The sequence below is a fragment of the Paenibacillus sp. JT22N7 genome (genome assembly GCF_059383875.1).
The window spans coordinates 492,275-516,688 of the sequence record NZ_JBXENY010000003.1; the positions used below are offsets into that span (position 1 = coordinate 492,275).

At 42.6% G+C, this 24,414-nt stretch carries 22 protein-coding genes; 3 read left to right on the forward strand and 19 right to left on the reverse strand.

Features of this window, described 5'->3' with window-relative positions; translation table 11 throughout:
• Positions 1 to 53: 53 nt before the first annotated feature.
• Positions 54 to 2,357 carry a glycoside hydrolase family 2 TIM barrel-domain containing protein gene (locus tag AC50Y5_RS10655; protein ID WP_056040320.1) on the reverse strand — a complete coding sequence of 768 codons (2,304 nt, stop codon included), beginning with the start codon at positions 2,355 to 2,357 and terminating at the stop codon, positions 54 to 56.
• Between the two features lie 139 nt (positions 2,358 to 2,496).
• On the opposite strand from AC50Y5_RS10655, the gene AC50Y5_RS10660 reads away from it, so the two are divergent.
• Positions 2,497 to 3,321 carry an AraC family transcriptional regulator gene (locus AC50Y5_RS10660; RefSeq protein WP_056040317.1) on the forward strand — a complete coding sequence of 275 codons (825 nt, stop codon included), beginning with the start codon at positions 2,497 to 2,499 and terminating at the stop codon, positions 3,319 to 3,321.
• A gap of 160 nt (positions 3,322 to 3,481) precedes the next feature.
• Here the strand turns inward: AC50Y5_RS10660 and AC50Y5_RS10665 are convergent, their stop codons facing one another.
• The 7 genes from AC50Y5_RS10665 to AC50Y5_RS10695 all read right to left on the reverse strand — a co-directional run bounded on the left by AC50Y5_RS10665 (position 3,482) and on the right by AC50Y5_RS10695 (position 9,135).
• Positions 3,482 to 3,967 carry an imm68 putative immunity domain-containing protein gene (locus AC50Y5_RS10665; RefSeq protein ID WP_056040316.1) on the reverse strand — a complete coding sequence of 162 codons (486 nt, stop codon included), beginning with the start codon at positions 3,965 to 3,967 and terminating at the stop codon, positions 3,482 to 3,484.
• A 104-nt stretch (positions 3,968 to 4,071) separates the two neighbouring features.
• Positions 4,072 to 4,995 carry a hypothetical protein gene (locus AC50Y5_RS10670; RefSeq protein WP_494860405.1) on the reverse strand — a complete coding sequence of 308 codons (924 nt, stop codon included), beginning with the start codon at positions 4,993 to 4,995 and terminating at the stop codon, positions 4,072 to 4,074.
• 82 nt (positions 4,996 to 5,077) lie between these two features.
• Positions 5,078 to 5,827, reverse strand: coding sequence for an Imm51 family immunity protein (locus AC50Y5_RS10675; RefSeq protein ID WP_081419007.1), 750 nt, complete (start codon positions 5,825 to 5,827; stop codon positions 5,078 to 5,080).
• Between the two features lie 26 nt (positions 5,828 to 5,853).
• Positions 5,854 to 6,327, reverse strand: a complete 474-nt coding sequence (locus tag AC50Y5_RS10680; RefSeq protein ID WP_494860412.1) for a hypothetical protein — start codon at positions 6,325 to 6,327, stop codon at positions 5,854 to 5,856.
• A 17-nt stretch (positions 6,328 to 6,344) separates the two neighbouring features.
• Positions 6,345 to 6,827 carry a hypothetical protein gene (locus AC50Y5_RS10685; RefSeq protein ID WP_494860414.1) on the reverse strand — a complete coding sequence of 161 codons (483 nt, stop codon included), beginning with the start codon at positions 6,825 to 6,827 and terminating at the stop codon, positions 6,345 to 6,347.
• Positions 6,828 to 6,977: 150 nt separating this feature from the next.
• On the reverse strand, positions 6,978 to 7,694 hold the full coding sequence (locus tag AC50Y5_RS10690; RefSeq protein WP_442952552.1) for a DUF5713 family protein: 717 nt from the start codon (positions 7,692 to 7,694) through the stop codon (positions 6,978 to 6,980).
• Positions 7,695 to 8,337: 643 nt separating this feature from the next.
• Positions 8,338 to 9,135 (reverse strand): alpha/beta hydrolase, encoded by a 798-nt coding sequence (locus AC50Y5_RS10695; protein WP_200931665.1) that lies wholly within the window; start codon positions 9,133 to 9,135, stop codon positions 8,338 to 8,340.
• A 305-nt stretch (positions 9,136 to 9,440) separates the two neighbouring features.
• Here AC50Y5_RS10695 and AC50Y5_RS10700 point away from each other — a divergent pair, with 305 nt between their 5' ends.
• The gene (locus AC50Y5_RS10700; RefSeq protein ID WP_494860417.1) at positions 9,441 to 11,141 is read left to right on the forward strand and encodes an RICIN domain-containing protein; all 1,701 of its coding nucleotides are present in this window, start codon (positions 9,441 to 9,443) and stop codon (positions 11,139 to 11,141) included.
• A gap of 121 nt (positions 11,142 to 11,262) precedes the next feature.
• Here AC50Y5_RS10700 and AC50Y5_RS10705 read toward each other — a convergent pair whose 3' ends face one another.
• Entirely contained in the window at positions 11,263 to 12,540 is a 1,278-nt protein-coding gene (locus AC50Y5_RS10705; RefSeq protein WP_494860419.1) for an adenylosuccinate synthase, read from the reverse strand.
• A 108-nt stretch (positions 12,541 to 12,648) separates the two neighbouring features.
• Between AC50Y5_RS10705 and AC50Y5_RS10710 the strand changes: the two genes are divergently transcribed.
• The gene (locus AC50Y5_RS10710) at positions 12,649 to 13,530 is read left to right on the forward strand and encodes a LysR family transcriptional regulator (RefSeq protein WP_494860421.1); all 882 of its coding nucleotides are present in this window, start codon (positions 12,649 to 12,651) and stop codon (positions 13,528 to 13,530) included.
• A 40-nt stretch (positions 13,531 to 13,570) separates the two neighbouring features.
• Here AC50Y5_RS10710 and ppsA read toward each other — a convergent pair whose 3' ends face one another.
• From ppsA to AC50Y5_RS10760, 10 genes are all read right to left on the reverse strand, one after another.
• Complete coding sequence (gene ppsA / locus AC50Y5_RS10715; protein WP_494860423.1) at positions 13,571 to 16,189, reverse strand: phosphoenolpyruvate synthase; 2,619 nt, start codon at positions 16,187 to 16,189, stop codon at positions 13,571 to 13,573.
• A 316-nt stretch (positions 16,190 to 16,505) separates the two neighbouring features.
• Entirely contained in the window at positions 16,506 to 17,264 is a 759-nt protein-coding gene (locus AC50Y5_RS10720; RefSeq protein ID WP_494860425.1) for an SDR family NAD(P)-dependent oxidoreductase, read from the reverse strand.
• Between the two features lie 246 nt (positions 17,265 to 17,510).
• The gene (locus tag AC50Y5_RS10725; RefSeq protein ID WP_494860427.1) at positions 17,511 to 18,221 is read right to left on the reverse strand and encodes a helix-turn-helix transcriptional regulator; all 711 of its coding nucleotides are present in this window, start codon (positions 18,219 to 18,221) and stop codon (positions 17,511 to 17,513) included.
• A 192-nt stretch (positions 18,222 to 18,413) separates the two neighbouring features.
• Positions 18,414 to 19,547, reverse strand: coding sequence for an NADH-dependent flavin oxidoreductase (locus AC50Y5_RS10730; RefSeq protein ID WP_494860429.1), 1,134 nt, complete (start codon positions 19,545 to 19,547; stop codon positions 18,414 to 18,416).
• Between the two features lie 239 nt (positions 19,548 to 19,786).
• The gene (locus AC50Y5_RS10735) at positions 19,787 to 20,359 is read right to left on the reverse strand and encodes a TetR/AcrR family transcriptional regulator (protein WP_056040297.1); all 573 of its coding nucleotides are present in this window, start codon (positions 20,357 to 20,359) and stop codon (positions 19,787 to 19,789) included.
• A gap of 75 nt (positions 20,360 to 20,434) precedes the next feature.
• Positions 20,435 to 20,716 (reverse strand): ester cyclase, encoded by a 282-nt coding sequence (locus AC50Y5_RS10740; RefSeq protein ID WP_081419005.1) that lies wholly within the window; start codon positions 20,714 to 20,716, stop codon positions 20,435 to 20,437.
• Positions 20,717 to 20,747: 31 nt separating this feature from the next.
• Positions 20,748 to 21,584, reverse strand: a complete 837-nt coding sequence (locus AC50Y5_RS10745) for an SPL family radical SAM protein (protein WP_494860433.1) — start codon at positions 21,582 to 21,584, stop codon at positions 20,748 to 20,750.
• A gap of 26 nt (positions 21,585 to 21,610) precedes the next feature.
• Entirely contained in the window at positions 21,611 to 22,507 is an 897-nt protein-coding gene (locus AC50Y5_RS10750; RefSeq protein WP_494860434.1) for a protein-ADP-ribose hydrolase, read from the reverse strand.
• 27 nt (positions 22,508 to 22,534) lie between these two features.
• Entirely contained in the window at positions 22,535 to 23,380 is an 846-nt protein-coding gene (locus AC50Y5_RS10755) for a Sir2 family NAD-dependent protein deacetylase (protein ID WP_494860436.1), read from the reverse strand.
• A gap of 48 nt (positions 23,381 to 23,428) precedes the next feature.
• Complete coding sequence (locus AC50Y5_RS10760) at positions 23,429 to 24,394, reverse strand: zinc-binding alcohol dehydrogenase family protein (protein WP_494860438.1); 966 nt, start codon at positions 24,392 to 24,394, stop codon at positions 23,429 to 23,431.
• Between the last annotated feature and the right edge of the window lie 20 nt (positions 24,395 to 24,414).

A 24,414-nucleotide genomic window follows, 5' to 3' on the forward strand; every position in this document is an offset into this window, starting at 1 on the left:
TATCTATTTCGGACGAAAATCATGCGGCATTATTCATTAAGGAATGTTGGAACTTAAATGACTAGAACGACAACCTCGGCAGAATACAACCCGTCTGCGTAAGCCGTTAATACAATACGGCCCTTTTCTCCCGATAATCGAATAATTGTGCTGACGCAGCCTCGGTACATATGCATCCAATTTCGGTCATAGGGCTCGCTGGAGCACAGGTCTCCGTTATCCACTCGCACAATCTCAGCAGGTCCGATAACTTGGAAGGTGACCTTGGCACTTTCACGGAATACGGGCGTCCCCTCTTGGTCGATTGCCCGGACAGTTAACAAACGATGGTAACCATCCTTGGCTGGCAATTTGACTGTTTCTTCATCGAAGCTCAGTCTCACCGTAGGGCCGGCTGTTTGCAGCGTATAGCTACAGGCCTCTTGTCCGCCATTGAACCCTCTAACTTTCACGGTGCCTGGCAAATAAGGAAGGTAACCCGTAATCATGCGGCTAGGGTAAGAGGAAGGTTGCTTTACATGGTACTGCTTGCCATTAAGCTCTAGCACCACTTCCTCGCAGTTAGACGCGATCATATACGGAATGACCGTTTTGTTGAATTGCTGGAAATTCCAATGGCTTGCGTATCGCGGAGCATCCCAATGCTGCTTGACGCCCTCGTCCTGCAAGGAGTAATCCTGTAAAGCAAAATATACCATTGGCTTTTCCGACCAGTAGCTTTCGTATAGATAGGACAACGGCTTGCGTTCATTGTTCGTCCAAAATAATGAACCGGCCCAGCCTTTCGCAGGATATCCCATGGATTCACCCAAATAGTCGATGCCCGTCCAGAGCATCCCGCCGATGACGTAATCGTGCTTCTCCACGTCCATCCATGGCACCTCGTCACTGAAATTTTGCATTTGCTCGGGATGTCCCCTGAAAAATTGATACGTCTCCGTGCCCAGAATCAGCTTGTCAGGAGCAACTTTATGGATGCCGGGATACCATTGCTCCTGATAGTTGCAGCTGATGACATCGACAATTTCGGCGATCCGCCGGATTCGTTCAATCCTCTCGTCCTGATCGTAAATTTCCGTATCGCTCTCCGTGTCCACGAACTGCTGAATATCCTCCACTTTGGAGAGATCGACGTTGTCCTCGTATTTGAAGTGCGGATTCATCGCGTAGGAGACAGGCCTTGTGTCGTCAAGCGTTAGAAGATGATCCTTAAGCATTCTCAAGATGCTCAGCATGGAAGCCTGTCCTTGGTTCTCCACTTCGTTGCCGACGCCCCACATGAAAATACAGGGATGATTCCTGTCTCTTCGCACCATACATTCCAAATCGCGCTGCCACTCCGTCTCAAAGTATCTCCGATAAGACCCGCCCGTCCACTTGTCGAATGGCTCCTCATAGACCAGCAGCCCCAGCTCATCGCAAAGATCCAGCAGCTCCGATGCAGGGATGTGATGAGAGACGCGTACAGCGTTGCATCCCATTTCCTTGAACTTAAGGAATCGCTCTCTCCAAATTTCTGGCGTGACAGCTATACCGAGAGATCCGGCATCTTGATGTACGCAGAAGCCTTTGATTTTTGTCACTTGACCGTTCAAATACATCCCTTTGCCTGCAACCATTTCAATTGTCCGAATGCCGATTCGCAGCTTGTAAATGTCTGAAATCTGTTTATCTTCGTGCAGAGTCAATTCCACATTGTAGAGATGCGGCTGCTCGGGACTCCACAGCTTCGGAGACGGAATATCAATCGTAATGCTGCCGTTGTCAGACTCTCCCGTATAAGATAGTCTTCCGTTTGTCATATTTGCACTCACAAAGCCAGCGACCCCGGTATGAATCTTTACCACTGCGTTGTCGCCTTCAACCTTCGAGACTACCTGTATATGCTCCGGATTCAAATGTTTTTCTTGCAAGGTCAACAGCTTGACCGTCCGGTATATACCTGCTCCCGAATACCATCTGTCCGCTGGCATAGATGTATTATCCACTTTGACCTGAATCAGATTATCGCCCGCATGGACGGCATCCGTAATATCAAGGGTGAATCTGGAATAACCATATTTCCTGCCTCCTACAGAAATGCCATTCACCCATACCGTACTGTTCTCGTATACGCCGTCAAATTGCAGCTGATAGACGTGACCTTCCTTCTTCTCCTCTAAAACTAAAGTTTTTCTGTACCAGCCGATCCCCCATCTATCCCTGAACCCCTGTGGTTCGCCCTGCTTCATATGTCTATCGATCGGAGCGGTTATCGCCCAGTCGTGGGGCAAATGAACGGGCTCAAAGTTATCGTCTGCTGGCTCGTTTTTTGTAAATTCCCAACCATTCATCAATAGTGTTTCGGCTCTGTACATTCTATTGTCATCCTTTCGCTATTTCGTTTGGCAGCGTTGTAACAAGTGATACTCTGTTATATTATTTAGTGTAATAGCCCGATAATAAGGAAACAATCTAATGATTTTACGAATAACATTAAAATATTAAGGTGATCTGATGACGAAAAGATATATTCCAGTCCTGACTGAATTAGACAGAGAATTGCCTTATTATGTTGTGCAGGCCGGACAGCATTGGCTGCAGGAGAATGTCATACGCCCCCAAGGCTATTTATATCAGTGGATTCAATGCGTTGAAGGAGAAGGGGAATTAATGGTCGAAGGCAAGGTCTATCGGGTGAAGGAAGGAATGGCTATGCTTCTATTTCAGGGAGTTCCCCATGAGTATTATGCAGTAAGCTCCTCCTGGATCGTCGACTGGATCGTCTTCGACGGCCATCAAGTGCAATCGTTCCTGAACCGCATTGCTGGCATCTCAGCATCCGGCGTATATTATGTATCCAGACCTGAAGCGCTATTGGCCAGAATAAGGAATGTCCTTGATATTGGGCAGTCGAACGCCGGATTGAAGGGTATCCAATGCTCTGGAGTGATGTACTCCCTGCTTACAGATATTGTGCAATATGCATCGGTCCTCCCCAACCATAGCGCCACCAGCCTCAATTTCAAGCTTAAGCCGTTATTCGATTACATTGAGCAGAACTTCAGCCAGCCGCTCACGCTGGAAATCTTGGCCGAGGTTATCGACGTTACGCCGCAGCATTTATGCACCGTTTTCAAAAAAACAACCGGTATACGTATTTTTCAATATATTCATTCCGTAAGGATTAAAAAAAGCAAGGAGCTTCTTCTGCAGCATTCTCAAATGCATGTGAAGGAAATTGCTTATCTAAGCGGCTTTGAAGATGCCAACTACTTCTGCTCTGTCTTCAAAAAGCTGGAACAAATTACACCGAGCCAGTACAGGAACATTCATTTTTGATTCATTGAATGGAAACAAAAAACCACGTCTTAGTAGGTACATTGTACCCCTTAAGACGTGGTGCTCCGATGATACTATTTTTACCGATGGTCACGCCTTGAGTAATCTTAACGTCTGAAAATACTAAACCTTCCCATATTCAAAAGCTAAGACCAACTTATTACAGCTCATCTGCAATCATTTTTGCCTTTTCCGCAAGCTCCCTCATATCATCAGGCGGAACAAGCTCTGCTAAATCGTAGGACAGCGGATTACGGGAAAACTTGTTCAATTCATCCCGAAGCAGGTTTCTTTTTTCTTCGGAGGCATCAATATAAAGTTTGCGCGGCTGCCTAGCCTCATCCAAATCATGCAAATCGACATAGCCTGATTTAAGACTCTCTAACACAATGGCTGAAAGGTCGATTAGTGCACCGCAGGCAATATCAAGCTCTACCCGAAAGATGCTGTTAGCACGTTTCATATCATATCCAACATTTCCGCCGTTTTTCAAGTCTCCCTCAGAAAGCAGAATATCGAAACCCAAGTCCTTTAAGATCTGATTGAGCGTCACATCCGTTAAGTCCAATTGTTCCAAATAGTCTATTAATGCCAGCGAATCATCGGAACCGCCAATTAAATCTCCCCACCATTTGCTTATGTACATATGTTCATCTCCGCTTTCTTTTTAGGCATTCTAATTTTCCAAATAAAAAGGGATATCAAAAACCGGACTCAGTGATTTATTTATATATGAAAATACGTAAACAGCTACTTGTTGAGGACTAATAAGTTATTTAATTGAATAATCGTTTCTTTAGAAACTTTTTTACCGTATAGGTCTTCATTTTGCTTCCAATATAGCAATGTCTTTTTCATAGAGATGGCGAACTCAGGATAAGCAAGGTTGTAATGGACCCCAATTCCAACTGTAGATAGTAGGCATTGTGTGTATTTAGGGAGCTCGCCCACAATTGTGAAGAACATATCGTTATACTCAAAATAAGAAACACGCTCTTTAGCATGATCATAGCTCAACGGATAGGTAGAAATTCGGGCAGTCTTACCCTCAAAGGCGGCATACTTGTTGGCCTCTCCCCATACTCCCTCCCAGCTAAAGTTGGTCAGGCGAGAGGCTAGAAAATCGTTATAATCGGGTTCAGAGTGCTGCTCCATATCGGTGAATGCTATGCGCATTGAACCTCGGTTACGATAAAAGGCGCAGTCGATAATGATAATGCCGCCGTATAAGCCATTAGGATATTGAAAAGTAAGGCAGCTGCCATTGTGATAATCACTTTCAAATTTCGTAGGCGGCTTGACCCTCTTTTTTGCTATACTTTTGGGTACACTAATTTTGGCGATGAATGTATGTAAGTACTTTTTTCGCTGGTTAATAAATGGTACATTTGCTCCAAGCTGTTCACAGACAGTTAAGTCACTCCCACTCTCAATGATCTGAGCGACTTGCTCTAACAGCGAATCCTCTAAGGATTTCGTTTCCCAAAGGCAGTAGGACAACGCAAATAATACATTGTTTCTATCATCTGCATTATTTAAGCTATCAGTAAATTTCTCTTGTAGCTCGCTGACAATCTGAGTAACTTCACAACCCCGATTATACTGCTCATAGAAATATTCCTTGATCTCACACGAGGTGTCATTACCAAAAACCTCAGCACTCCAAGTTCCCATACGCTCATCACCTCTAGAAAGTTAGATCGGCTAATGTCATTTCAATACAACAGAGGATACTGTTGTACCTTGATATTTCCAATCAGTCTAATTCAGCTCGTGAAAATAGGTCTTTTATTAATGAGTCATCTTCACATGCTTCCTTAAAGGCGATTGCAAAACTAAGTATGGCTTCTCTATTGTCTGAATAAGCAGCGAACATATCGGCTTCAGGGTCAAATCGCACAATATCAACTAAATGAGGCATTTTTTCTTCAAGAAACACGGCTGCTAATGAACCCCAATCATAGCCATTGCCCTCAAATCCTTCATCGGCTCGTGTTTGAAAAATTTCATGCTTATATTTGCCAACACTTAAAATCATGGATATGCTTCCATTATTATGAGCAACTAGCCCAAATGGGTTTATTTTTTCATTAACTTCTAACAAACCCTCATCCTGTTCAACTTTAACGATATGGATCGTTTCATTTCCTGCTCTACTAGCGGCGTTGCGGCTCATTTCTAAAAACCTCCTGCCATGTGCATCTTCAGGGTCTAGTGCTACAGCTTGTTCAAAAGCAACTATCGCTTCCTTATACTGTTCAAGGTAATAATAAGCATAGCCTATTCGGTAATGCCAAAGAGGGTCGTTCTCGCCTTGCTTTTGCACAGATAAAAAATATTTGATCGCTTCATGATAATTATCTTGATTATTCAATGCTCTTGCCAAATGGCAAACTAAGTCGTAGTCCCTGTCTGCTTCGGGTATTTCCATAATTTTATTAATAATTTTCTCATACTGGTCCTTGTTATGCCAAAGAGTGAGCTGCTTTAATAGATCCTTATCCATCTTTGTATTCTCTCCTCTAACTTTAATTAATTGGATTTTAAGCAAGTCATTTTAATTTGGGTGAGGTTTTCTAAGTTGATTTCAATTTGTAATTCAGTATGCTCATTAATAGCGATTAGGGTTTTATCTTTAATTTCTAAGTTCTTTATAGGATTTGAATTTTCAAAAAATATTCCCCATACCAAATGGTCTTCAGCATCCGTACAAGCAATAAATCCTTCATTGCCCATTTGACCATCACCGCCATATATTTTCCCATCTTGATAATCAATACTGACCCATTCATCAACGATCGTCCAATAATCATCATTATACTTTGCTATGCTTTCAATGGTTGTGTCACATAAGGGAGAGCAAAAAAATTCACTTTCTTTTGTGTTGGGGTTATATGTACTATAACAATTTAAAATAGTTACAGTGCCATTTGGAAAGATGATGCAATTAATGCCGGGCAGTTCATGTTTTTCAAGATTCCAATGTTCCGCAATAAAAGTATTCATAATATATCCCCAATTATTTAAAAACTCTCAATTTTTGAAAGATAAAAGTCTTCCCAATTATCTCTTGTGTTCTGTGATTGTGGATTAGCAGGAATGATAATTTTTTCCGTTGGCAAGTAAAAATAATTCTTTTGGGTATGCTTTTGCAATCCTGAAATTTTCTTTAAGTCTCTTTGAAATGCTCGATAAAAAGATTGTATCTGTTTGTTAGGATTCTTTGATATCATGCGCATTTGTATAAGTTCTCGACTTTTATAGGTTTCTCTGCCGCCTTTAACTTCAATAGAATAGGAGCTTGGTTCATCGTAAAAATATCCAAATTCGTTTATTTGGGTTATATCTTGTATAGGGTAGCAGGAAAAGAAGAAAGAGTTATATGCAGAATCATTAAAATAACTGGAGAACAATTCGTTTTTTTCACTTTCAAAAGATGAATATTGACGTTCACCCTGTGCGTTAACAAATATTTCAGCATACAGTTTAACTCCATGACTCAGCATTACTTGATGGCTCTCAGTAAGAAAATCCATAACAGGCATTGAAATATTAAAATAGATGGATATACTATTTTCCTCCTTATCCTAAATATAAATGAATAGGGTGTTATTCAAGTTGGAAATTAACCGCCACCCTCGAATCCCTCGTCTAACCTACCAATCACGTTCTTGAATGGCTACTTCTGTATCTATTTCGATACTAAAAAAGGCTAAAATATCTTCAACAGTTTGTGCAATTGATTCTCTCGCAACGGTTTCAATTTCGCTGTCATTTTCGTCAAACTCTTCTGCAATAACATTGATTGCTTGGATGGCGAAATCAAGCTTTGCTTGAATTTCTTCGATATCTTGATTTCCTTGTTCCAAAAATTCAACAACTTTAACTAGTTCAGCTTTGACTTTATCCACAAGAAAATCAGGGAAATATGCATCAATATACATATCTTTTAAATATTCAATTGATGCACTACTTTTGTCTTGCACTCTTAGCTCCGATGGTTTCATTTTGTCTGACTTTCGTTCGACTTTACCTCGGCTCCAATCTAATAATGTTAAAGTCGATCTATCTCCTGGATCTAGCTTATCTGTAATTTCAAATTCTCTTAATGCTTCCTCATATTGTTCAAGATAATAGTAGGAGTAGCCCACACGAAAATGCCAAAGAGGGTCATCCTCACCTAGTTTTGCAATAGTCAAAAGCTGTTGAAGTGCTTCATCGTAACGTTTCAGATTATTCATAGCTCTTGCCAATAAACTGATCGTATTATAATCTCTGTCTGATTGGGGAATTTCCATAATTTTATCTACTATTTTTTCATGTTCATCTTCTTGATGCCAAATATTAAGTTGTGCGAAAGGGTCTTTTTCCATCACTCTGCCTCTTTTCGTTTGTAAGATAATAACACTTCCTCATTTATTAAGGTTCCGCCTAAATCCAATACAATGGCCTGTATGTCCGATATCTGCCTCCTCTATCAAGTAAACCGGAGTCTTTATCTTCCAATTATAACCTATGACAAGCGCAGGTCATAGGTCCACTATTGAATTAATCTGCCGATTAACTTAATCTCCACTTTTATGCAATCCTCGTAGGAGGAGGATGAGTCTCTTCTTTCATTTTTCACTTTTACTTAACGATGGGATGGGGACAATGAAGTTTTCTGGTGATATGAAAATGAAAAAAGACCATCTCGATACATGAATCGAAATGGTCATTACATTGGCTCGAGTAAGAAGCTGAAATTGTTACGTCCACAGTTACTAAGCGTTGCTTCGCATTCTGCCCCTATTGTTGAGGAAGAAATAAGTTTTCTCTATCAAAATAAATTTTAAGTTTTATAATGATGCCCATATGAATATAAACAGACATGATGGTGTCATCATGTCTGTTTATATTTTAAATTCTTTTATACGCTGAATCGCCAAAAGGCTCGGACTGTAATCCTGATTATGCAATTGCGCTTACATTTTATTTTATGAAACAGCTCATCGTTCGTTTATGACGACTGTCAGTTCAACATTGAAATGGTTGAAAAATGAGCTGAGAAAAATGATATAAATCATTTTTCCATACCGGCCAATCATGGCCTCCGCTCTCCTCGTACCAAATGTGAGGTACATTCTGCTGGGTCAAATACGCATGTGTCTGGTCGCTGACATGTTTTAGATTATCCAAAACTCCGCATGAAAGCCAAAGCAGCTTGAGTTTTGCGGTTGTTTCCTCAGGATTCGGTACTAGCCGCTCAGGTGCCTTCGTATTAGGAGCGGAAGAGAAACCGCCAATCCATGCAAAATGGTCGAGATTCCCTAACCCAATATTGAGTGATTGCCCTCCTCCCATAGATAAACCGGCAAGAGCACGATTTTCTCTTTCAATCTGAACCCAATAGTTTGATTCTATAAATGGAATGATCTCATGCAACAAATCGGATTCAAAGTCCTCGAAAGCTTGCAGCTTGTCGGGATCGAATAGGTTTCCCTCCGCTCGATCATTCGGCATTGCCCGACCGTTTGGCATGACCACGATCATAGGCGCAAGCTTGCGTGCTGCGTACAAATTATCAAGAATAACTTGCGGATTGCCGTGATGGTACCATTCCGTTTCATCCCCGCCAATACCGTGCAATAGATAGAGTACGTTATACCGTTGATTATCTGAATATCCCGGTGGGGTGTAAATCATCATTTTGCGTGAGGTGCCTACCGTCATAGAGAAATATTCAACCGTGTCTATTATCCCACGGGCTATGTTATCCCCATATTGGTCATATCCTGACGGTGCGGTATTCAATATTAAATTATATTTAGCCATGTTCATAATCTTCCTTTCCTGAATGAAAGTGCTTCACTGCCAACAGTGTATTACTTCCATTCAGCGCTAACAACCTGTTAATTCATACTTCTTTCTCATACCCCAAAGTAGAAATTGGCGGGGCATACTCCCATAATCCGACAGGTTGCCGTCGACCATTGTCTAGTAGTAAGCTCATTTTGTAAACGCATACATTTAGTTCCATTTTAAACCACGTCCCCGAAGAAAGAAGTATTGCCCTCTCCACCCTGCCTAATTACTATCATGATTTGCATAAATCAAACAAAATAAAGGAGATGTAATGAATGAGTAAGAAGAAATTTAGTTTAGGAGTCAAGATTATGCTGCTTCTCGCATTAGTGATGTCGCCGATGTTGCTAAGCGGAAAGCCGGTAGAAGCGTGGGTTGGCATGCCAATGTCCAAGCTCCATGTTAGTGGTAATCAGCTGGTGAACACCAACGGTCAGCCCGTATTGCTCAGCGGGTGGCATCAGCCTTCCGGTGCTTACTGGACATACCAGAACAGCAACTACTATCTGAATCAGAACGGCGGGAATCGGCATGCAGCTATTCTGGCATATTTGAAGGATATTACCGATACCTTTACGAGCACTTCCGCCAAATACGGCAACAACCATGGATGGTATATGAATCAGGTCCGTCTATTCATTGACCGGGAAGACATGGGAGACGTTGCAGCGGGCACCTATAACTTTGCTGGTTTGCAGGCCGTCACCCAGAACGTAATCATTCCTTACATCAACTATGCCAAGACCAAAGGTTTATATGTTACACTCGGCCTCGATTACACGTTGAATAACAACCAAGCGACAACGCCCGACAATCTTGCTAAATTCAATCAGATCTGGGGCTACCTAGCTGACCAGCCGGGCATTAAGAGCGCGGATAACGTCATGTTCGAGCTAATCAACGAGCCTGTACTATCCGATGTTAATGGTGTTTGGGGCGGACATCCTTCCCAGTCCAATTTCGTTGCGCACTGGAACTCGCTCAAAAATTTCCAAAACGCAATGATCTCCACGATCCGCAGTAAAGGAGCAGATAACGTTGTCTGGGCAGCGGGGCTCGGCTGGGATCAATACTATCAATTGTGCGCAGCATATCCACTTACGGATCCACTGAACAATGTTGGTTATTCGGTCCATTGGTATCCAGGCTATGGTGCTAATGACAATTACACGCTTTTACAGCAGCAGTGGGATACCAATATTAAGCCTTGCGCTGATAATTATCCAATCAATATTACAGAAACAACCTGGTTTAAAACACAACCCGGAGACTCCTCCTATTGGGAGCTGTTTAACGGGTCAAACGAGGGATTCGGCAAAAACACTAAAGCGATCTTCACAGCGGCAGGTAATGTGAGCATTGCTGTCCATATGAACGGATTTTTGCTGAATTCCGGCACGAGAAGCTCGTTCGCAGACCCGACAGCCGGCTTGCTGTATGATGGTAATACAGCCCGCGATGGCATGGCCCGCTTTATTTTTGAATGGTATTATGAACGCGCTCAGTTAAATCCTTGGAATGGTGTCTGGAATGGAGTGACGAATGGTGCGACGTACAAGCTTGTAAACCGTGCATCGGGCAAAATGCTCGAGGTTCCGGGCGGGCAAAATACGAACGCCCTGCAGCTTCAACAGTCGACGGACAATAACACGACGGCGCAGCGCTGGGTCGTTACGGATCAGGGTACCTACAACAACTATTATGAGTTGCGGAGCGTGAGCTCATCTGATAATAAAGTCATGGATGTTCGTAACGGAACAAAAAACAACGGGGAAGCGATTCAGCTTATGCAGGCTCTCTCCAATACAGCACAACAGTTTCGCTTGATCAAGCTAAGTAACGGATACTGGAGCATTCTTAACGTGAACAGCAACAAAGCAGTCGAAGTGCTGGGATCCTCCACCGCAGATGGAGCGAAAATCCAACAAAATTTATACCGCGGCGATCTGAACCAGCAATGGCAGTTGGTTCAGTGAAGTTGGAAGGGCAAGTCCATTACGGACTATGCCCTTTCTTTTGCTTAGTGTGAGCTAATAGCAGGTTAAAATATTATCATTAAGTACACTTACCTAATCTTAAGCCCCTAGTTGCCGTCGCTCACCGAAGAATAATCTGCTCCCGACTAGGACCAACAGATACCGTTGTGATTGCGACTCCGATCTCCGACTCGATGAATTCGACATAACCCCTTGCCGCCTCCGGTAAATCTTCCATTTTAGCCACCTGCGAGATATCGCACTTCCAGCCCGGAAGCCGCTTATAAATAGGTTTGGCCGAGGACAAATTCTGTGGGAAGAGGAACTCGTTCGCGACCTCCCCCTCCGTCTCATATCCTACGCATATCGGAATTTCATCCAAGTAACCTAGAACATCCAAGTTCGTAAGGGCGACGGAGGTTGCGCCTTGGATCCTGCAGCCATAACGCGTCGCGACCGCATCGAACCATCCGACCCTTCGCGGCCGGCCTGTCACCACTCCATATTCGCCGGCATCTCCCCCGCGGCTTCGAAGCTCCTCGGCCTCCTCGCCCTCCAGCTCTGCTACGAAAGGACCGGCACCGACACAGCTGGAGTAAGCCTTAGTAACCGCAACTATCTTCTCTATCGAATACGGCGGAAGCCCTGCACCGACCGAAGCATATCCGGCAAGCGTAGATGAGGAAGTGGTGAATGGATAAATGCCGTGATCCGGATCCCGCAGCGCCCCAAGCTGACCCTCAAGCAAAATCCCTTCTCCATTTCGATATGCCTTATGCAACAACGATGTGGTGTCGCACAGGTAAGGTGCTATAGCTTCCGCCTGCTCGCTTAGCTTGGATAACCAGTCCTCCACCTTAATGGAAGACTGTCCGTAAAGATGCTCAAGCAGAATGTTCTTGCTCTCTAATAAATGCTCCAACCGTTCACGAAGATGAGCCTGGACGAACAACTCGGAAACCTGAATTCCGAGCTTCGCGTATTTATCGGCATAGAAAGGAGCAATACCGCGTTTGGTCGAACCGAAGCTGCGTGCTCCCAATCGCTTTTCTTCAAGCTCATCGAGCATCCGGTGCACTGGCAATACAATTTGAGCCCGCTCCGAAATACGTAATTGAGGACGTGGAACCCCTCTTACCGTTAAGGAATCCAATTCTTGCAGCAGCACATCGATATCTACCGCTACTCCCGGGCCGATAACGTTTACGACATCCGGATAGAAAACCCCTGAAGGTAGCATCCGCAGCGCGAATTTGCCGAAAGGGTTGATAATCGTGTGCCCCGCGTTGCTCCCGCCTTGGTATCTCACCACATAGGAAGAATCGGCCGCCATCACGTCTGTCATTTTCCCCTTGCCCTCGTCTCCCCAATTCGCACCTACAATTGCTGTTATCGTCATATCCTTGACCTCCGATCCTAATTTGCTTACAGAGCTAATGATAATGGAAGTAAAGTATATTAGAATAATAGATATTAGTTATATTAGGTATAAAGAGAGGTAATGGATATGCAAGTAAATCTGGAGTGGTACCGTGTCTTTTATTGGATTGCTAGAACAGGGAGCTTATCGCGGGCAGCAGATCAGCTTCATATCACTCAACCGGCCGTCAGTCATACCATTAAACAGTTGGAGAGCACCCTTGGTGGGCAGCTGTTTTTCCGCACTCCGAAGGGTGCTACCTTGACCAAGGAAGGAGAGGTGCTTTTTCACTACCTGGAGCAGGCTTTCAATTTCGTTGACATCGGAGAGAAGGCCATTGCAGAAATGAACAACTTAAACAGCGGAGAAATCGCGATTGGGGCAAGCGACACGTTGTGCAAACACTACTTATTGCCTCATCTGGAGCAGTTCCATGCCCAGCACCCCGGAGTACGGATTCGAGTCACGAATCGGACGACTCCGGAGACGCTAGCGCTGCTAAAGGAAGGCAAAATCGACTTTGGCATCGTCAGCCTGCCCGCTTCCGACAAACAAGTTGAGTTCCGTAAGAGCACGCCGATCCAGGACAGTCTTGTCGGGGGGATCCAATTTCGGGATTTGGCGGCTGACGGCCCGCTTCCCATTGAGACCCTCATGCAATATCCCCTTCTGCTTCTTGAATCGGGGGGCAGCACAAGACGGTACCTGGATGACTATGCCGCTTTACATGGAGTGAAGCTGGAGCCTGAATTCGAACTGGGAAGCGTGGATCTTCTCGTTCAATTCGCTCGCAGCGGATTCGGCCTTGCTTTTGTCGTTCGGAATTATATCCAAGAGGAGCTGCAGTCCGGCAAGCTCTTTGAAATATCATTGGATCCGCCGTTGCCCGAACGGCAAATCGGTATTGCAACGCTTAGAGGGGTCCCTCTGTCTTCGGCGACCCGGTCTTTTCTGGCGTTATTGCCTTGAAAGCCGTGCCAACGTCGCATCGTGCCATTGATTCAGAACATTACAATATTTCGATATACCCTTCTGTTCCATGCACGCGAATGCGTTGCCCATCTTTTATTAGTTTGGTAGCCTTTTCTACCCCAACAACTGCTGGCAAGCCATATTCACGCGCGATAACGGATCCATGGGTCATTAGTCCGCCAACTTCGGTGACTAGTCCTTTAATAGATACAAACAAAGGTGTCCAGCCAGGGTCAGTAAAGGACGTGACTAATATATCTCCATCTTCTAGAACCGCATCTTCCATCCTTAAGATGACACGTGCTCGCCCCTCAATCACTCCGGAAGAAACAGGCAAGCCTGCCAAAGCTTCGGCTGGGAGATTTTCTCGTTCGTATTTACCCGAAATCATTTCACCATCAGACGTAATAACTCGTGGTGGAGTTAGTTTTTCATATATGTTGTACTCGTCCTTTCGTTTGCTGATGATCTGGTGATCCAGTTTACTTGTGCGTACGACATCGCTAAATTCGTCAAAAGTGAGATAATATACATCTTCTTTCTCATGAATAACGCCTGCTAGTACGAGCTGCTCGGCTTCTTTCAGTAAAGCTTGCTTATATACGAAGTAGCGACTAATCATGCCGTATTTTGGATATTCACGATACCCGATGAAATTCCGGATTAGACTAATCACTCGTTTTGTCTCTTCGGCTTTTCGCTTGCCATCCGGTAATGTTTTCAATCGATCTAATAACTCTCGTTCTTTTTCTAAAGCTTCCTGTCGTCCTTGCTCAAATTTCCGTTTGCCCGCATTAGGCTCAAAGTTTTTGATGTGACCTAGAATCATCGGGACAAGTGTCATTGGTTTTTCACTCCAACGAGGTTTCGTCATATCGATTTCTCCGGCACAGCGCATTCCGTATTTATGGAGATAAGCAGAGATAGCGTCTAGGGTTTCCTGTCCACCTTTAAACGTAACGAGCTCATACAAAAAGTTATCGTCTTTTACATGCTGTAAATAATCAATGACTTCTGGAAAGGGGCGAATCACATCTGCGACATCCAATAGCGCCAGACCCATTTCCGAAGTAATATTGTTTGGAACAGATTGCGAAAGCGTATCTGCCACGTTTTTTTCACCTAACCACTCTTTCATTTTTTCATTAATCCATGCAGAAGCATCCATAGCAGTCATAAACACAGCCGAACTTTGTGGATCAAATAAAAATTTCTTTAATTGCTGGATATCTTCTAGAATAAAATCAAATAAAGCTGATCCTGTTTTCGTTTGGATGTTTTGTTTTAACTCTTCTATCGATGTTTGATTACGCTTAATCAATTCAGATACGATTGCCGGATCGTTTTCGATTTGTGCTTGAAAATCCGAAGACGCTATACCTTCATTACTTTTAATGGGACTAGGTATTTTTTCAACATCATCTGGTGACGTTTTTATAAAACCTTCTCGCGCAACGATGGTCAAAAGTGCGTCTTTGATGAGTGGCTCGGATTTTCCGAGAGCATCTATGATCATCTTTCTTCTGTCAGGCGAAGCCAAAGTTTGTGTGATATCAACAAATAGTCTTCCACCAGCTTTACGCATAGGTGCACGTGTCGTTAACAGGTAAAAAGACAGTCCCAATGGTTTTATAGGGTCGGTCATCATTTGTTGGTGGCCGACAGATACATAGACGTGATTTTCTTGATCATCCGCTTCAGGGATCGGGTATAAAGTAGTGATTGGCCGGCTCTGAACAATATAAAAGGTATCATGAGCCAAGCACCATTCGATATCTTGTGGGCAGCCGAAATGTTCTTCAATCTTTCTTCCTATGCGTGCTAGTTGTAAAATTTGTTGTTCAGTAAGGGTTTGCGCCTTTTGCTGATCAGGATCGATCTGCTGTGTCTCTGTTCCGCCTTCTTTTAGTCCATAGATAGCCCATTTTTTGATTGCAATCTTCTTATCGACGATTTCCTCTTCCTGTACTTTATAACTATCGGGAGATACCAAGCCAGATACCAATGCTTCTCCAAGTCCAAAACTGGCATCGATGGATAACAGCTTTCGGTTAGAAGTAATCGGATCAGCAGTAAATAAAATCCCTGAAGCCTGTGGGAAAACCATCCTTTGAACAATAACGGATAAATAAACTTGGCTGTGGTCAAATCCATTTTGCATACGGTAGATCACCGCGCGATCCGTAAAGAGGGAAGCCCAACATTTGCTAATATGCTGCAAGACTGCTTCTTTGCCGATAATATTTAAATAGGTATCTTGTTGGCCAGCAAAAGAGGCATGTGGTAAATCTTCAGCCGTCGCACTAGAACGCACTGCATAAGCATGTTCATCCCCAAACTGGGAGAGATAGTGAGTAACTGCTTTTACAACATTGGCAGGAATTTCTGCTTCCATAATGATCTGTCGAATCATTCGGCTGATTTCACCAATTTGATTTCGATCCTCTACTTTTAGCAACGTTAGTCGATTGAGCAAAGCATGGTACGTTTCGTTTTGTTCGATGACTTTTTGATATCCCACTGTTGTAACACAAAATCCTTCCGGTACTTGTATTCCTTCTATTTTGGATAATTGCCCTAAATTCAACCCTTTTCCGCCAACGAGCAATAGCTGCGTTTTATCCATTTCCTGAAAACCGAGAACCAAAGAACTCATTCAACATCTCTCCTAACCATTAAATTGAGAAAAAATCATTTGACACGAGTTCATCGACATAGTACAATTAAATTATAAGATGTGTTATCTATGTCAATTCAACTTTTGAGAGTCGTATTCAGATTGTATCATCGTGTCTGTTTATATGCAATATTAAAGAACCTGATATAACTAATCAGGTCCTTTTTTGATTTCCTAATATGATTAGTTGTATCAAAAAAAGTGGACATTTCCTTTCTCTAAAAAGGATGTCCACTTTTTTTGTGCGAATTCTTTCATTTTATTCTTCTATGACTATTAATGTATGATCATTGATTTACCAGTGAATATCTACGCCGCCTTCAACATGGATATCTTGCCCTGTAATCCATCTGCTATCTTCTGAGGCTAAAAATAAAATAACGGGGACCACATCGTCTTCTGGTATTCCAATTCTGTTGAAAGGACTAGATTTCGCCACTTCCGTCATAATGACATCATAAAGTTCTTTCGGAGAGTCATTTATTACCGTATCCGTTATCGCTATAGGACTTACATTGTTCACTCGAATATTATATTTTCCCCATTCAATAGCGACAGTACGAGTTAAAGCCCCAACAGCGCCTTTAGCTGCAGTATAAGATGCATATCGATCTAAACCTTGAACGGCTCTGCTTATAAAATTGATAATCGATCCACCATTTTCTTTCATCAAAGGGAAACAAAGCTGCATCATCGTCCATGTTGCATATAGTTGTGTTTTTAATGAATGATCTAAATCCTCAATCGTTTGCTCTAAAAAAGGCACCATATAGTTCGAAGAAGTGGCCCCATTAATTAATACATCTACATGGCCAAATTTCTCTTGAATGTTCTGCACAAATTCCTTCATCTGCTCTTGTTCTTTTAAGTTTGTTACTATTGCTAATACATCTGTGCCTTCTGCCTCACACAGCTTTGCCGTTTCCTTTAATTTCTCTTCTTGAATATCACAAATGGCTAGTTTTGCCCCTTCTTTGGCAAAGCAGATCGCATTTTGTTTTCCAAGTCCTGCAACTGCTCCAGTAATCACAACAACTTTATCTTTAAATTTCACTTGCTACACCTCCGAATGTTATGAAAAACAGATCCTGTGTCCATATAAAATGACACCTTCACTGTAACAAACTTCGAAGCGGCAACATTACAAGCTTGATGCTTTTTTATATCAGATTTGCACGTGAACTTTTAGATGGTCCAAATTGGTGTAAATAAGAAATAGACCATACTTCGCCAAGGAGATGGTCTATTTCTTTTCTGAACTTACACGTTTATTTTTGGTTATTACGTGCTTCAGCCTTGATCATGTTTGAGATTTAGGCTTGAGACGGTACTGATGAGGTGTGATTCTCATTTCTCTCAGGAATATATCGGTAAAATGGCTTTGTGAGCTGAAGCCGAGCTTTTGTCCAATATCATTCAATGTCAACGAAGTATGTTCGAGAAGCTGCATAGCCGCGGAAATCCTTTCCTTACGGATGCGATCAGAAAGCGTTTCTCCCGTCTCTCGTTTATATGCATGGGAAAGATGGCTTCGGCTAAAGTGCAACGCCTCCGCGATTTCGCTGACAGTCAGAGAATCGTACAGATGTTCTTTAATATAATGATGACACTTCCGAACTAACGGTGAATAGCTTTTATCCTCTTGGGCAAGCGCGACATTGCCGGCATACTCAAGGAAAACTTGTTGATGCAAATCTAATAAAGCTTGTACAGATTTGGCCTGTTGCGCCTTCAGGATATAATTACGGTAAATACCTGAAGCCTCCATATCCGACATTCCTCCGTCTACGGCAGAACGCACAATTTGAGGCCATAAAAATTGAACAACCATATAAGTAAAAGATAATTGATTGCTAAAAATCAGCTTTGTATAGGTTTGAAATTCGGGGGTACTCAGCTCTCTCTCAATTTGTTTGCGACGACCGCCGCGAAGGCAATCTAATAAAAACGATAGGATGGAATTTCCTTTCAGTCTCGCATACTCATCAGAAATAACGGTTTGAAAGTCCATTGCAAGCGCCTCCTCATTAAATCACTGTATCTATTCTACCAGAGAGTTGAGGAGGTTTTCATCTTAGAGAGTGTGACCATTTAAAGAGTAAATAAATGATCAGCATCGATGAAAATCGATAGGCACCTATTTCTTACCAACCGGTCGAGATTCAATCCATGTAAGGTTATTAGTCCATAAATATTGCAAGTTTTATTTTGCGATTTTAAACCATGGGCCTGAAGCTTGAATCACGTTCCAAAGTTTTTCCGGAAGCTCAAGCTCACTCACCTGCGACGCTCTTATCGCGGTTTGGATCTCAGACTCTTGTCCCTGTTGAAGCTTTTCAACCCAGTCTGGATTCATGATTAACGCGTGGCCAATCGCAGCCAAGGATAATCCCTTATCTAATGCTGCTATAACATTATCCGGAGTTACCATAGTGCCAGCAGCCATTACAGGTATTCTGCCGTTTACATGTTCAACCATTAATTCAAGATAGTTTTTTTCATCTTGACTATCAACTGGCTTTGATAATATGGCATTAACCAATGACGCATGCACATAATCAACGCCCTCTTCAATGAGGTGCTCAATCAAAGCATAGGTATCCTTCATTCTTAGACCGCCTTCTTCTGATTCGTCAGGAGAAATTCTGTAGCCGAGAATAAACGGTTTTGTTGCATGTTTTTTAATAATATTGTTTATTTCTTGAACGACTGCTAAGGGGAAACGCAAGCGATTTTCCAGTGATCCTCCCCATTGATCCTCACGCCTGTTGAAGAAAGGAGAAAAGAAGTTCTGAAGTAAAAATCCATGCGCACCATGAATTTCAACGCCATCAAACCCCGCTTCAATGGCTCGTCTTGTTGTTTCTCCAAACGCGTGAATCACTTCCAATATCTCATCGTGTGTAAGTGCTCTAGGCTTAACGGAAGGAGCAAATGCTGTGGCTTCAGTCTCTACATCGCTGGAACTAACGACCTCCCCATTTGGAGTCAATGCTGGCAGCGCTTTGTTCCCTGCGTGAAAAATTTGCAGTATAACAGGAGCTCCCCCACTTTTCGCTGCATCCGCCAATTTACGCAAACTTGGAATAAAAGTATCATCATAAGCGGCGAATTCATTCGTAAAACCAATACCGTTCGATTGGACATGTGTACATCCTGTGATAACTAAACCTACGCCATTCACTCTTTTCTTGTAATATTTCACTTCATCATCTGAAATCGTGTAATCGTCATTACTCGCCCAAGTGGTCATAGGTGCCATGACGACGCGGTTTTTGATCGTGATGCCATTTTTGAATGTAAAAGGTTCGAACAATTGATTGTATTTTGAATTCATTTCATTTCCTCATCTCATTTGATTTATTGAGAACTGATTATATTTAATTATTTCGACCTTTCTTTAAGTCCATGTGTCATTAATAAATCGAACATTCGTTTATTTTTAGCTGATTAATAATACTCCCATTTCTTATCAGTCGGCTGCCTATATAATAAACGATCATTCGATTAAAATCAATGCTTTTTATCAGAGGGCAGCCATTCTACTGGAATGTTTCTCCCTCTGATGGTTTTAAATTATGCTTTTAAAGCATCCCAAGTCATTTGAATTAATTCATTCAAGCTATCTTGCTTCAACTCTATTCGACCACCAAAATGTTCTTTAACATATTGCATGGACGGGCTAAACATAAACATATGAAGCAGGCCTGTATCCACTTGTTTGAAAACATGTTGACTCTTTCCTTTTTCAAGCAAGCTAAAAATCGGCTCGAACATCTCTATTCCTTCTTTTAAAGATAACTTATGAAGAAGAGGTGAGTTTGAAAATTGTTCAATAAATAAAAATTCTTCTTTATTGGTTAAAATAAAGTTTATAAACTTTTTCAACGCATGTTCGAAAGCTGCTTGTAAAGATATTGAGTCATCATAATTATAAAACACTTCTAGACTCATCTTCTTCTTAATACTCAAATACAATTTATTCAGCATGTCCTCCTTATTTTCAAAATAAACGTAAATCGTTGAAGCAGATACGCCAGCTTTTTTCGCGATCTTGGACATCGAAGTTTCAGACAAACCATGTTCATTTATCAGGTGGATCGCTGCATTAAAAATGCTCTCACTTTTATTTTCATCTTTATGTCTCATGCGCCTATAATAAACGTTCGTTCGATTAAAGTCAATTCAAAAACCTCATCTATTGAAAGGGCCCGATCTCTCACACTACCATCTTATCGGCAGCATCTTACCTCGCATGATGAAACGTACAGCCACCTTATCCCCTTCGGCAACCATCTCCTCCAACGTCCACTTTATATCAGGGAAGCCACTTCGCATCATTCCGATGATCGCGAGATAGCCAGCTGGCCCCCGCATCGGCTCGGCCTGTCCGGGGACAAAGAAGATAGCACCCGGTGCAATAAGCTCATCAGCTAGCTTCTCGCTAGCTGTATTAATAAACTCCGTAAATCTGTGCATCTGATGTTTGTTAGTTTCAAATAACATGGTGAAACTCCTTTCTAGACTTCCATTGTTTTTAAGGCTTAGGGAAAGCTTCGTTTTTCGAAACATTTATCATCGCATGGGGGAAACTTTTCTTGAAGTACTTTTCAACTCTGCCGTGGATATCCCCACGGTACCAATCCGACAGCCCATGTGCTGCAAATAATTCAGGCATTCCTAGCCGCATTGAACGCTTTCCCATCGAACCGTCCCCTATATTCAGCGTATCAATCCAAATACGATCGACTATGCCGTTCAGCAATTTAGGAAACTCAGGAGTAAACGGCAATACCGGTGAAATGGATGCCTGCGCAGCTATTCCGGATTCATATATTGCTCTTAAAGCTCTTAGGCGCAATTTGATCCCAGGCGCATACGGCGAAAAAATTTGCTTAATATCCTCTCGATCTGTTTCAATCGTCATGGATACCAGGACATCACAAGTCTCCTTTAATTTAAGTATCAAATCAAGATCCCTTGTAATGAGTGGGCTTCGTGTCTGGATTTGAAGCAGATCAGGCGGCGTTTCGAGCATCGCTTCTAAAATCCGCCTTGTAAGGGCTGCCTTCCGTTCAATTGGTTGATAAGGATCAGTAGCCGAGGACATAAAGATCTTGATCGGTTTATTTTTTTGACGCAGCTTGATGACTTCATTCCGGTAATTTTCAGCCGCATTTGTTTTGATCTCCACCCATTCTCCCCAAGGCGTCTCTTTAAACTTTTGAATCGGCATTTCTCTTACGTAACAATACCTGCATGAAAATGCGCAGCCGCTATACGGGTTCAAGGAATGGGTATATCCAATATCTAAATAACCTTTGGCTTCATTTAAAATTTTCTTGGAAATTATATCTTTCATTTCAATTGGCATTTAAATTTACATCCCTCTCTATAAGATCAGGATTGAAAAACATGGAGGTATTCCGTGTAATCGTCGTCGCTGAAGACATTAAAGATGATTTTCTCAAAATGGTGGGCATGCGTATTCAACCACTCATTGACGGTCTGGACAGCTATTCTGGACGCTTCTGGCTTAGGAAACCCAAATACCCCTGTCGAGATTGAGCAAAAAGCGACCGTTTTTATATCTTCTATTTCACTGGCCAGCTCCAAACAAGCTCGGTAACAAGCAGCTAAATCTGCCTTTTGCTGCTCTATCAATTCCGTTCCTTTGGATACAATTGGACCTACTGTGTGCAAAACAAACCTTGCAGGCAAATTATAACCTTTTGTGATTTTTGCTCCACCTGTAGCTTCTGACTCGCCTTGATAAGCCATAATTATTTTGCAGTCTTCCCTTAACTGCGGACCTGCCGCGGTGTGAATAGCATTATCGATACAAGCATGGTATGGTTGAAAACAGCCCAACATATATTGATTCGCTGCATTGACGATTGCATCTGCACCTAGCCGTGTAATGTCGCCCTGCCATAAGCTGAATCTATCAGCTTGACTAAAGCTGCACCGGGGTACCAAAGTTGAAACGCAATCTAAATGATCCACATCAACAGTCCCTTTTTCTTTTAATTCGGTTTGCAAAAGAGCGTCTAGCTTGCTTAAAAAGTCCACTGCTAATGGTGTCGGTTCCCTGACCGTGAGAAGCCCCTTTAGTAAATTGCGTTTTTCCATATAATTAGAGGGAATCACCGTTTTCTGCACCTGCTGTTGTTCTTCCAGCAGCGTTTCTAATAAATCGTTTACCATTTGCTCTTTACGACAGAAATCATTTTGCACTGGTATATAACGGTCGTTCAATTGGATGAGAGAAGCATACTCCATTAATGTTAGTTGCACCCTTTTACATCTCCCTCAACATGTGCTTTATTTCGTAACCGCTAATACAACCTCTTGCATATCTTCGGTAAATGAGACTGTTTTAGCATTTATTTCCTGCATACCCTCTGGGTGGTCTTTGTTTAGCCGAATTAAAATAGCCTTCTCATTATGATAAGTCATTGTTTCAAATGGATAACGAATGATGCCAGGTGTATTAAACCCAACTCCCAATTCCAAAAAGACGATCTTCTTTTCTTCAGCATTCAACAAAAAATTTTTGTATGACGTATCCCGATCGTGCCACTTTTCATCCTGCACAAAATACCGGTTCATTCTTAAATTAGGATCCATCTTTCCGCCGCAGATCGGACATTTAGGTACGAGTTCTGCTGGAATTTGACAATTAACGGTCTGCTGAATCATATCCTTAACGATTTGTTCATTATAATAAAGTTTGTTATGGCAGCCTTTAGCACACTGTAGATAGCTGTAATTGCCTTGTATCTCAAATACGCGATCTGGCGGAAAGCCTCCCTTTTCAAACTGGCTTTCGACGTTGGTCGTGATGACAAAATACGGCTTGTTTTGAACCAATCGAAATAAATCCTGGTAAAGCTTGGTCGCACCCGCTTCATAGCGGCTTAAACTAATGTGCTTGGCCCAGTAAGCCCATTTCTCTTCCTCTGTTGCAAACGGATAAAAGCTGGACGTGTAAAGGTCAGTGAAGCCATACTTTTCAATAAAGGGGCCAAAATGGTCGGTAAATGGTTTCCCGCTATATGCGATGCCCGCAGCTGCCGATAAACCTGCCCCTCCGCCTAATAAAATGGTATCCGCTTCCTCCAACGCCGCTTTTGCTTTGTCCAAACGCGCACGATAACTGTCCATCATTTCGATCTCTCCTCGGTTCCTTCCAGATATGGATTGCTCTTTAGAAAATCACGGATTGATCACAACAATCTTTCCGCTTGCCTGATTACTTTCCATCAACAGATGTGCCTCATGGATTTGGTCGAGCGTAAATATTTTGGCAATCGGCGCTTTGATCTTATGCTTCTCGATAAAAGCAAACAAATCTGCAAGCAAATTTTCTTTAATGAGCTCGCTTGTAAAAGCTGTAAAATAAACGCTTGTCGGTATATGAACCAACGGTTCAAAACGTTCCATCTCCCACTCATTCCCTAATATCCCTGACATGCATAAGATGCCATACTCTGACACGAGCGACAGCGAATGTTTCAATGTTGCCGTTCCTACTAGCTCCAAAATTTTATTTGCACCTTTTGGCGCAATGGCAAACAGCTTTTCGGTTAATGATTCATCATCGAGCAGTACATAATCTGCGCCAAACTGCTTTAAAAAATCTGCTTTATTTTTATCTCGGGTGGTCGATATAACAGTTGCGCCGGTGGACTTGGCGAGCTGCAAGGCGGCCAAGCCTACAGAACTGGTTCCTCCACGGATCAGCAATGTTTCCCCCTCTCTCAGCCTTAGACATTCAAATAGCGAAGCATAAGCTGTATAATACATTTCCGGGCTTGCGGCAAGCTCTACCCAGTCCAGCTCATTTTGAATAGGGTACACTTGAGTACACGGGATAAGCGCATATTCAGCATAGCTGCCGTCAAATTCACGTCCCAGTCCTCCCATCAAAGACACAACACGCTGCCCTTTTTTATAAGAACTATCCGAAGGATCATCTATTTCCCCCGCACATTCAATTCCAATCACTCGTGGCAGTTTAACGGATGGAGAATGGCCTTGCCTTGTATACATCTCCGAACGGTTAATGCCAAATGCTTTTATTTTGACACGTACCCAGCCTGGCAGCACTTCGGGCATGGGAATTTCACACACAACCAAATCCTGAGGTGCACACGCTTTTTCTAGAACGATCGCTTTCATCGATAAAACGCTCCTTCCAT

What these genes read in the sequence shown, in the direction of transcription:
- AC50Y5_RS10680 (WP_494860412.1), bottom strand. Translation starts at nt 6,327, where the DNA reads ATGAATACTTTTATTGCGGAACATTGGAATCTTGAAAAACATGAACTG.
- AC50Y5_RS10755 (WP_494860436.1), bottom strand. Translation starts at nt 23,380, where the DNA reads ATGATGGACAGTTATCGTGCGCGTTTGGACAAAGCAAAAGCGGCGTTG.
- AC50Y5_RS10670 (WP_494860405.1), bottom strand. Translation starts at nt 4,995, where the DNA reads ATGGGAACTTGGAGTGCTGAGGTTTTTGGTAATGACACCTCGTGTGAG.
- AC50Y5_RS10745 (WP_494860433.1), bottom strand. Translation starts at nt 21,584, where the DNA reads ATGCCAATTGAAATGAAAGATATAATTTCCAAGAAAATTTTAAATGAA.
- AC50Y5_RS10740 (WP_081419005.1), bottom strand. Translation starts at nt 20,716, where the DNA reads ATGTTATTTGAAACTAACAAACATCAGATGCACAGATTTACGGAGTTT.
- AC50Y5_RS10690 (WP_442952552.1), bottom strand. Translation starts at nt 7,694, where the DNA reads ATGGAAAAAGACCCTTTCGCACAACTTAATATTTGGCATCAAGAAGAT.
- ppsA (WP_494860423.1), bottom strand. Translation starts at nt 16,189, where the DNA reads ATGAGTTCTTTGGTTCTCGGTTTTCAGGAAATGGATAAAACGCAGCTA.
- AC50Y5_RS10760 (WP_494860438.1), bottom strand. Translation starts at nt 24,394, where the DNA reads ATGAAAGCGATCGTTCTAGAAAAAGCGTGTGCACCTCAGGATTTGGTT.
- AC50Y5_RS10735 (WP_056040297.1), bottom strand. Translation starts at nt 20,359, where the DNA reads ATGAGACATAAAGATGAAAATAAAAGTGAGAGCATTTTTAATGCAGCG.
- AC50Y5_RS10660 (WP_056040317.1), top strand. Translation starts at nt 2,497, where the DNA reads ATGACGAAAAGATATATTCCAGTCCTGACTGAATTAGACAGAGAATTG.
- AC50Y5_RS10665 (WP_056040316.1), bottom strand. Translation starts at nt 3,967, where the DNA reads ATGTACATAAGCAAATGGTGGGGAGATTTAATTGGCGGTTCCGATGAT.
- AC50Y5_RS10700 (WP_494860417.1), top strand. Translation starts at nt 9,441, where the DNA reads ATGAGTAAGAAGAAATTTAGTTTAGGAGTCAAGATTATGCTGCTTCTC.
- AC50Y5_RS10655 (WP_056040320.1), bottom strand. Translation starts at nt 2,357, where the DNA reads ATGTACAGAGCCGAAACACTATTGATGAATGGTTGGGAATTTACAAAA.
- AC50Y5_RS10685 (WP_494860414.1), bottom strand. Translation starts at nt 6,827, where the DNA reads ATGCTGAGTCATGGAGTTAAACTGTATGCTGAAATATTTGTTAACGCA.
- AC50Y5_RS10710 (WP_494860421.1), top strand. Translation starts at nt 12,649, where the DNA reads ATGCAAGTAAATCTGGAGTGGTACCGTGTCTTTTATTGGATTGCTAGA.
- AC50Y5_RS10675 (WP_081419007.1), bottom strand. Translation starts at nt 5,827, where the DNA reads ATGGATAAGGATCTATTAAAGCAGCTCACTCTTTGGCATAACAAGGAC.
- AC50Y5_RS10725 (WP_494860427.1), bottom strand. Translation starts at nt 18,221, where the DNA reads ATGGACTTTCAAACCGTTATTTCTGATGAGTATGCGAGACTGAAAGGA.
- AC50Y5_RS10705 (WP_494860419.1), bottom strand. Translation starts at nt 12,540, where the DNA reads ATGACGATAACAGCAATTGTAGGTGCGAATTGGGGAGACGAGGGCAAG.
- AC50Y5_RS10695 (WP_200931665.1), bottom strand. Translation starts at nt 9,135, where the DNA reads ATGGCTAAATATAATTTAATATTGAATACCGCACCGTCAGGATATGAC.
- AC50Y5_RS10730 (WP_494860429.1), bottom strand. Translation starts at nt 19,547, where the DNA reads ATGAATTCAAAATACAATCAATTGTTCGAACCTTTTACATTCAAAAAT.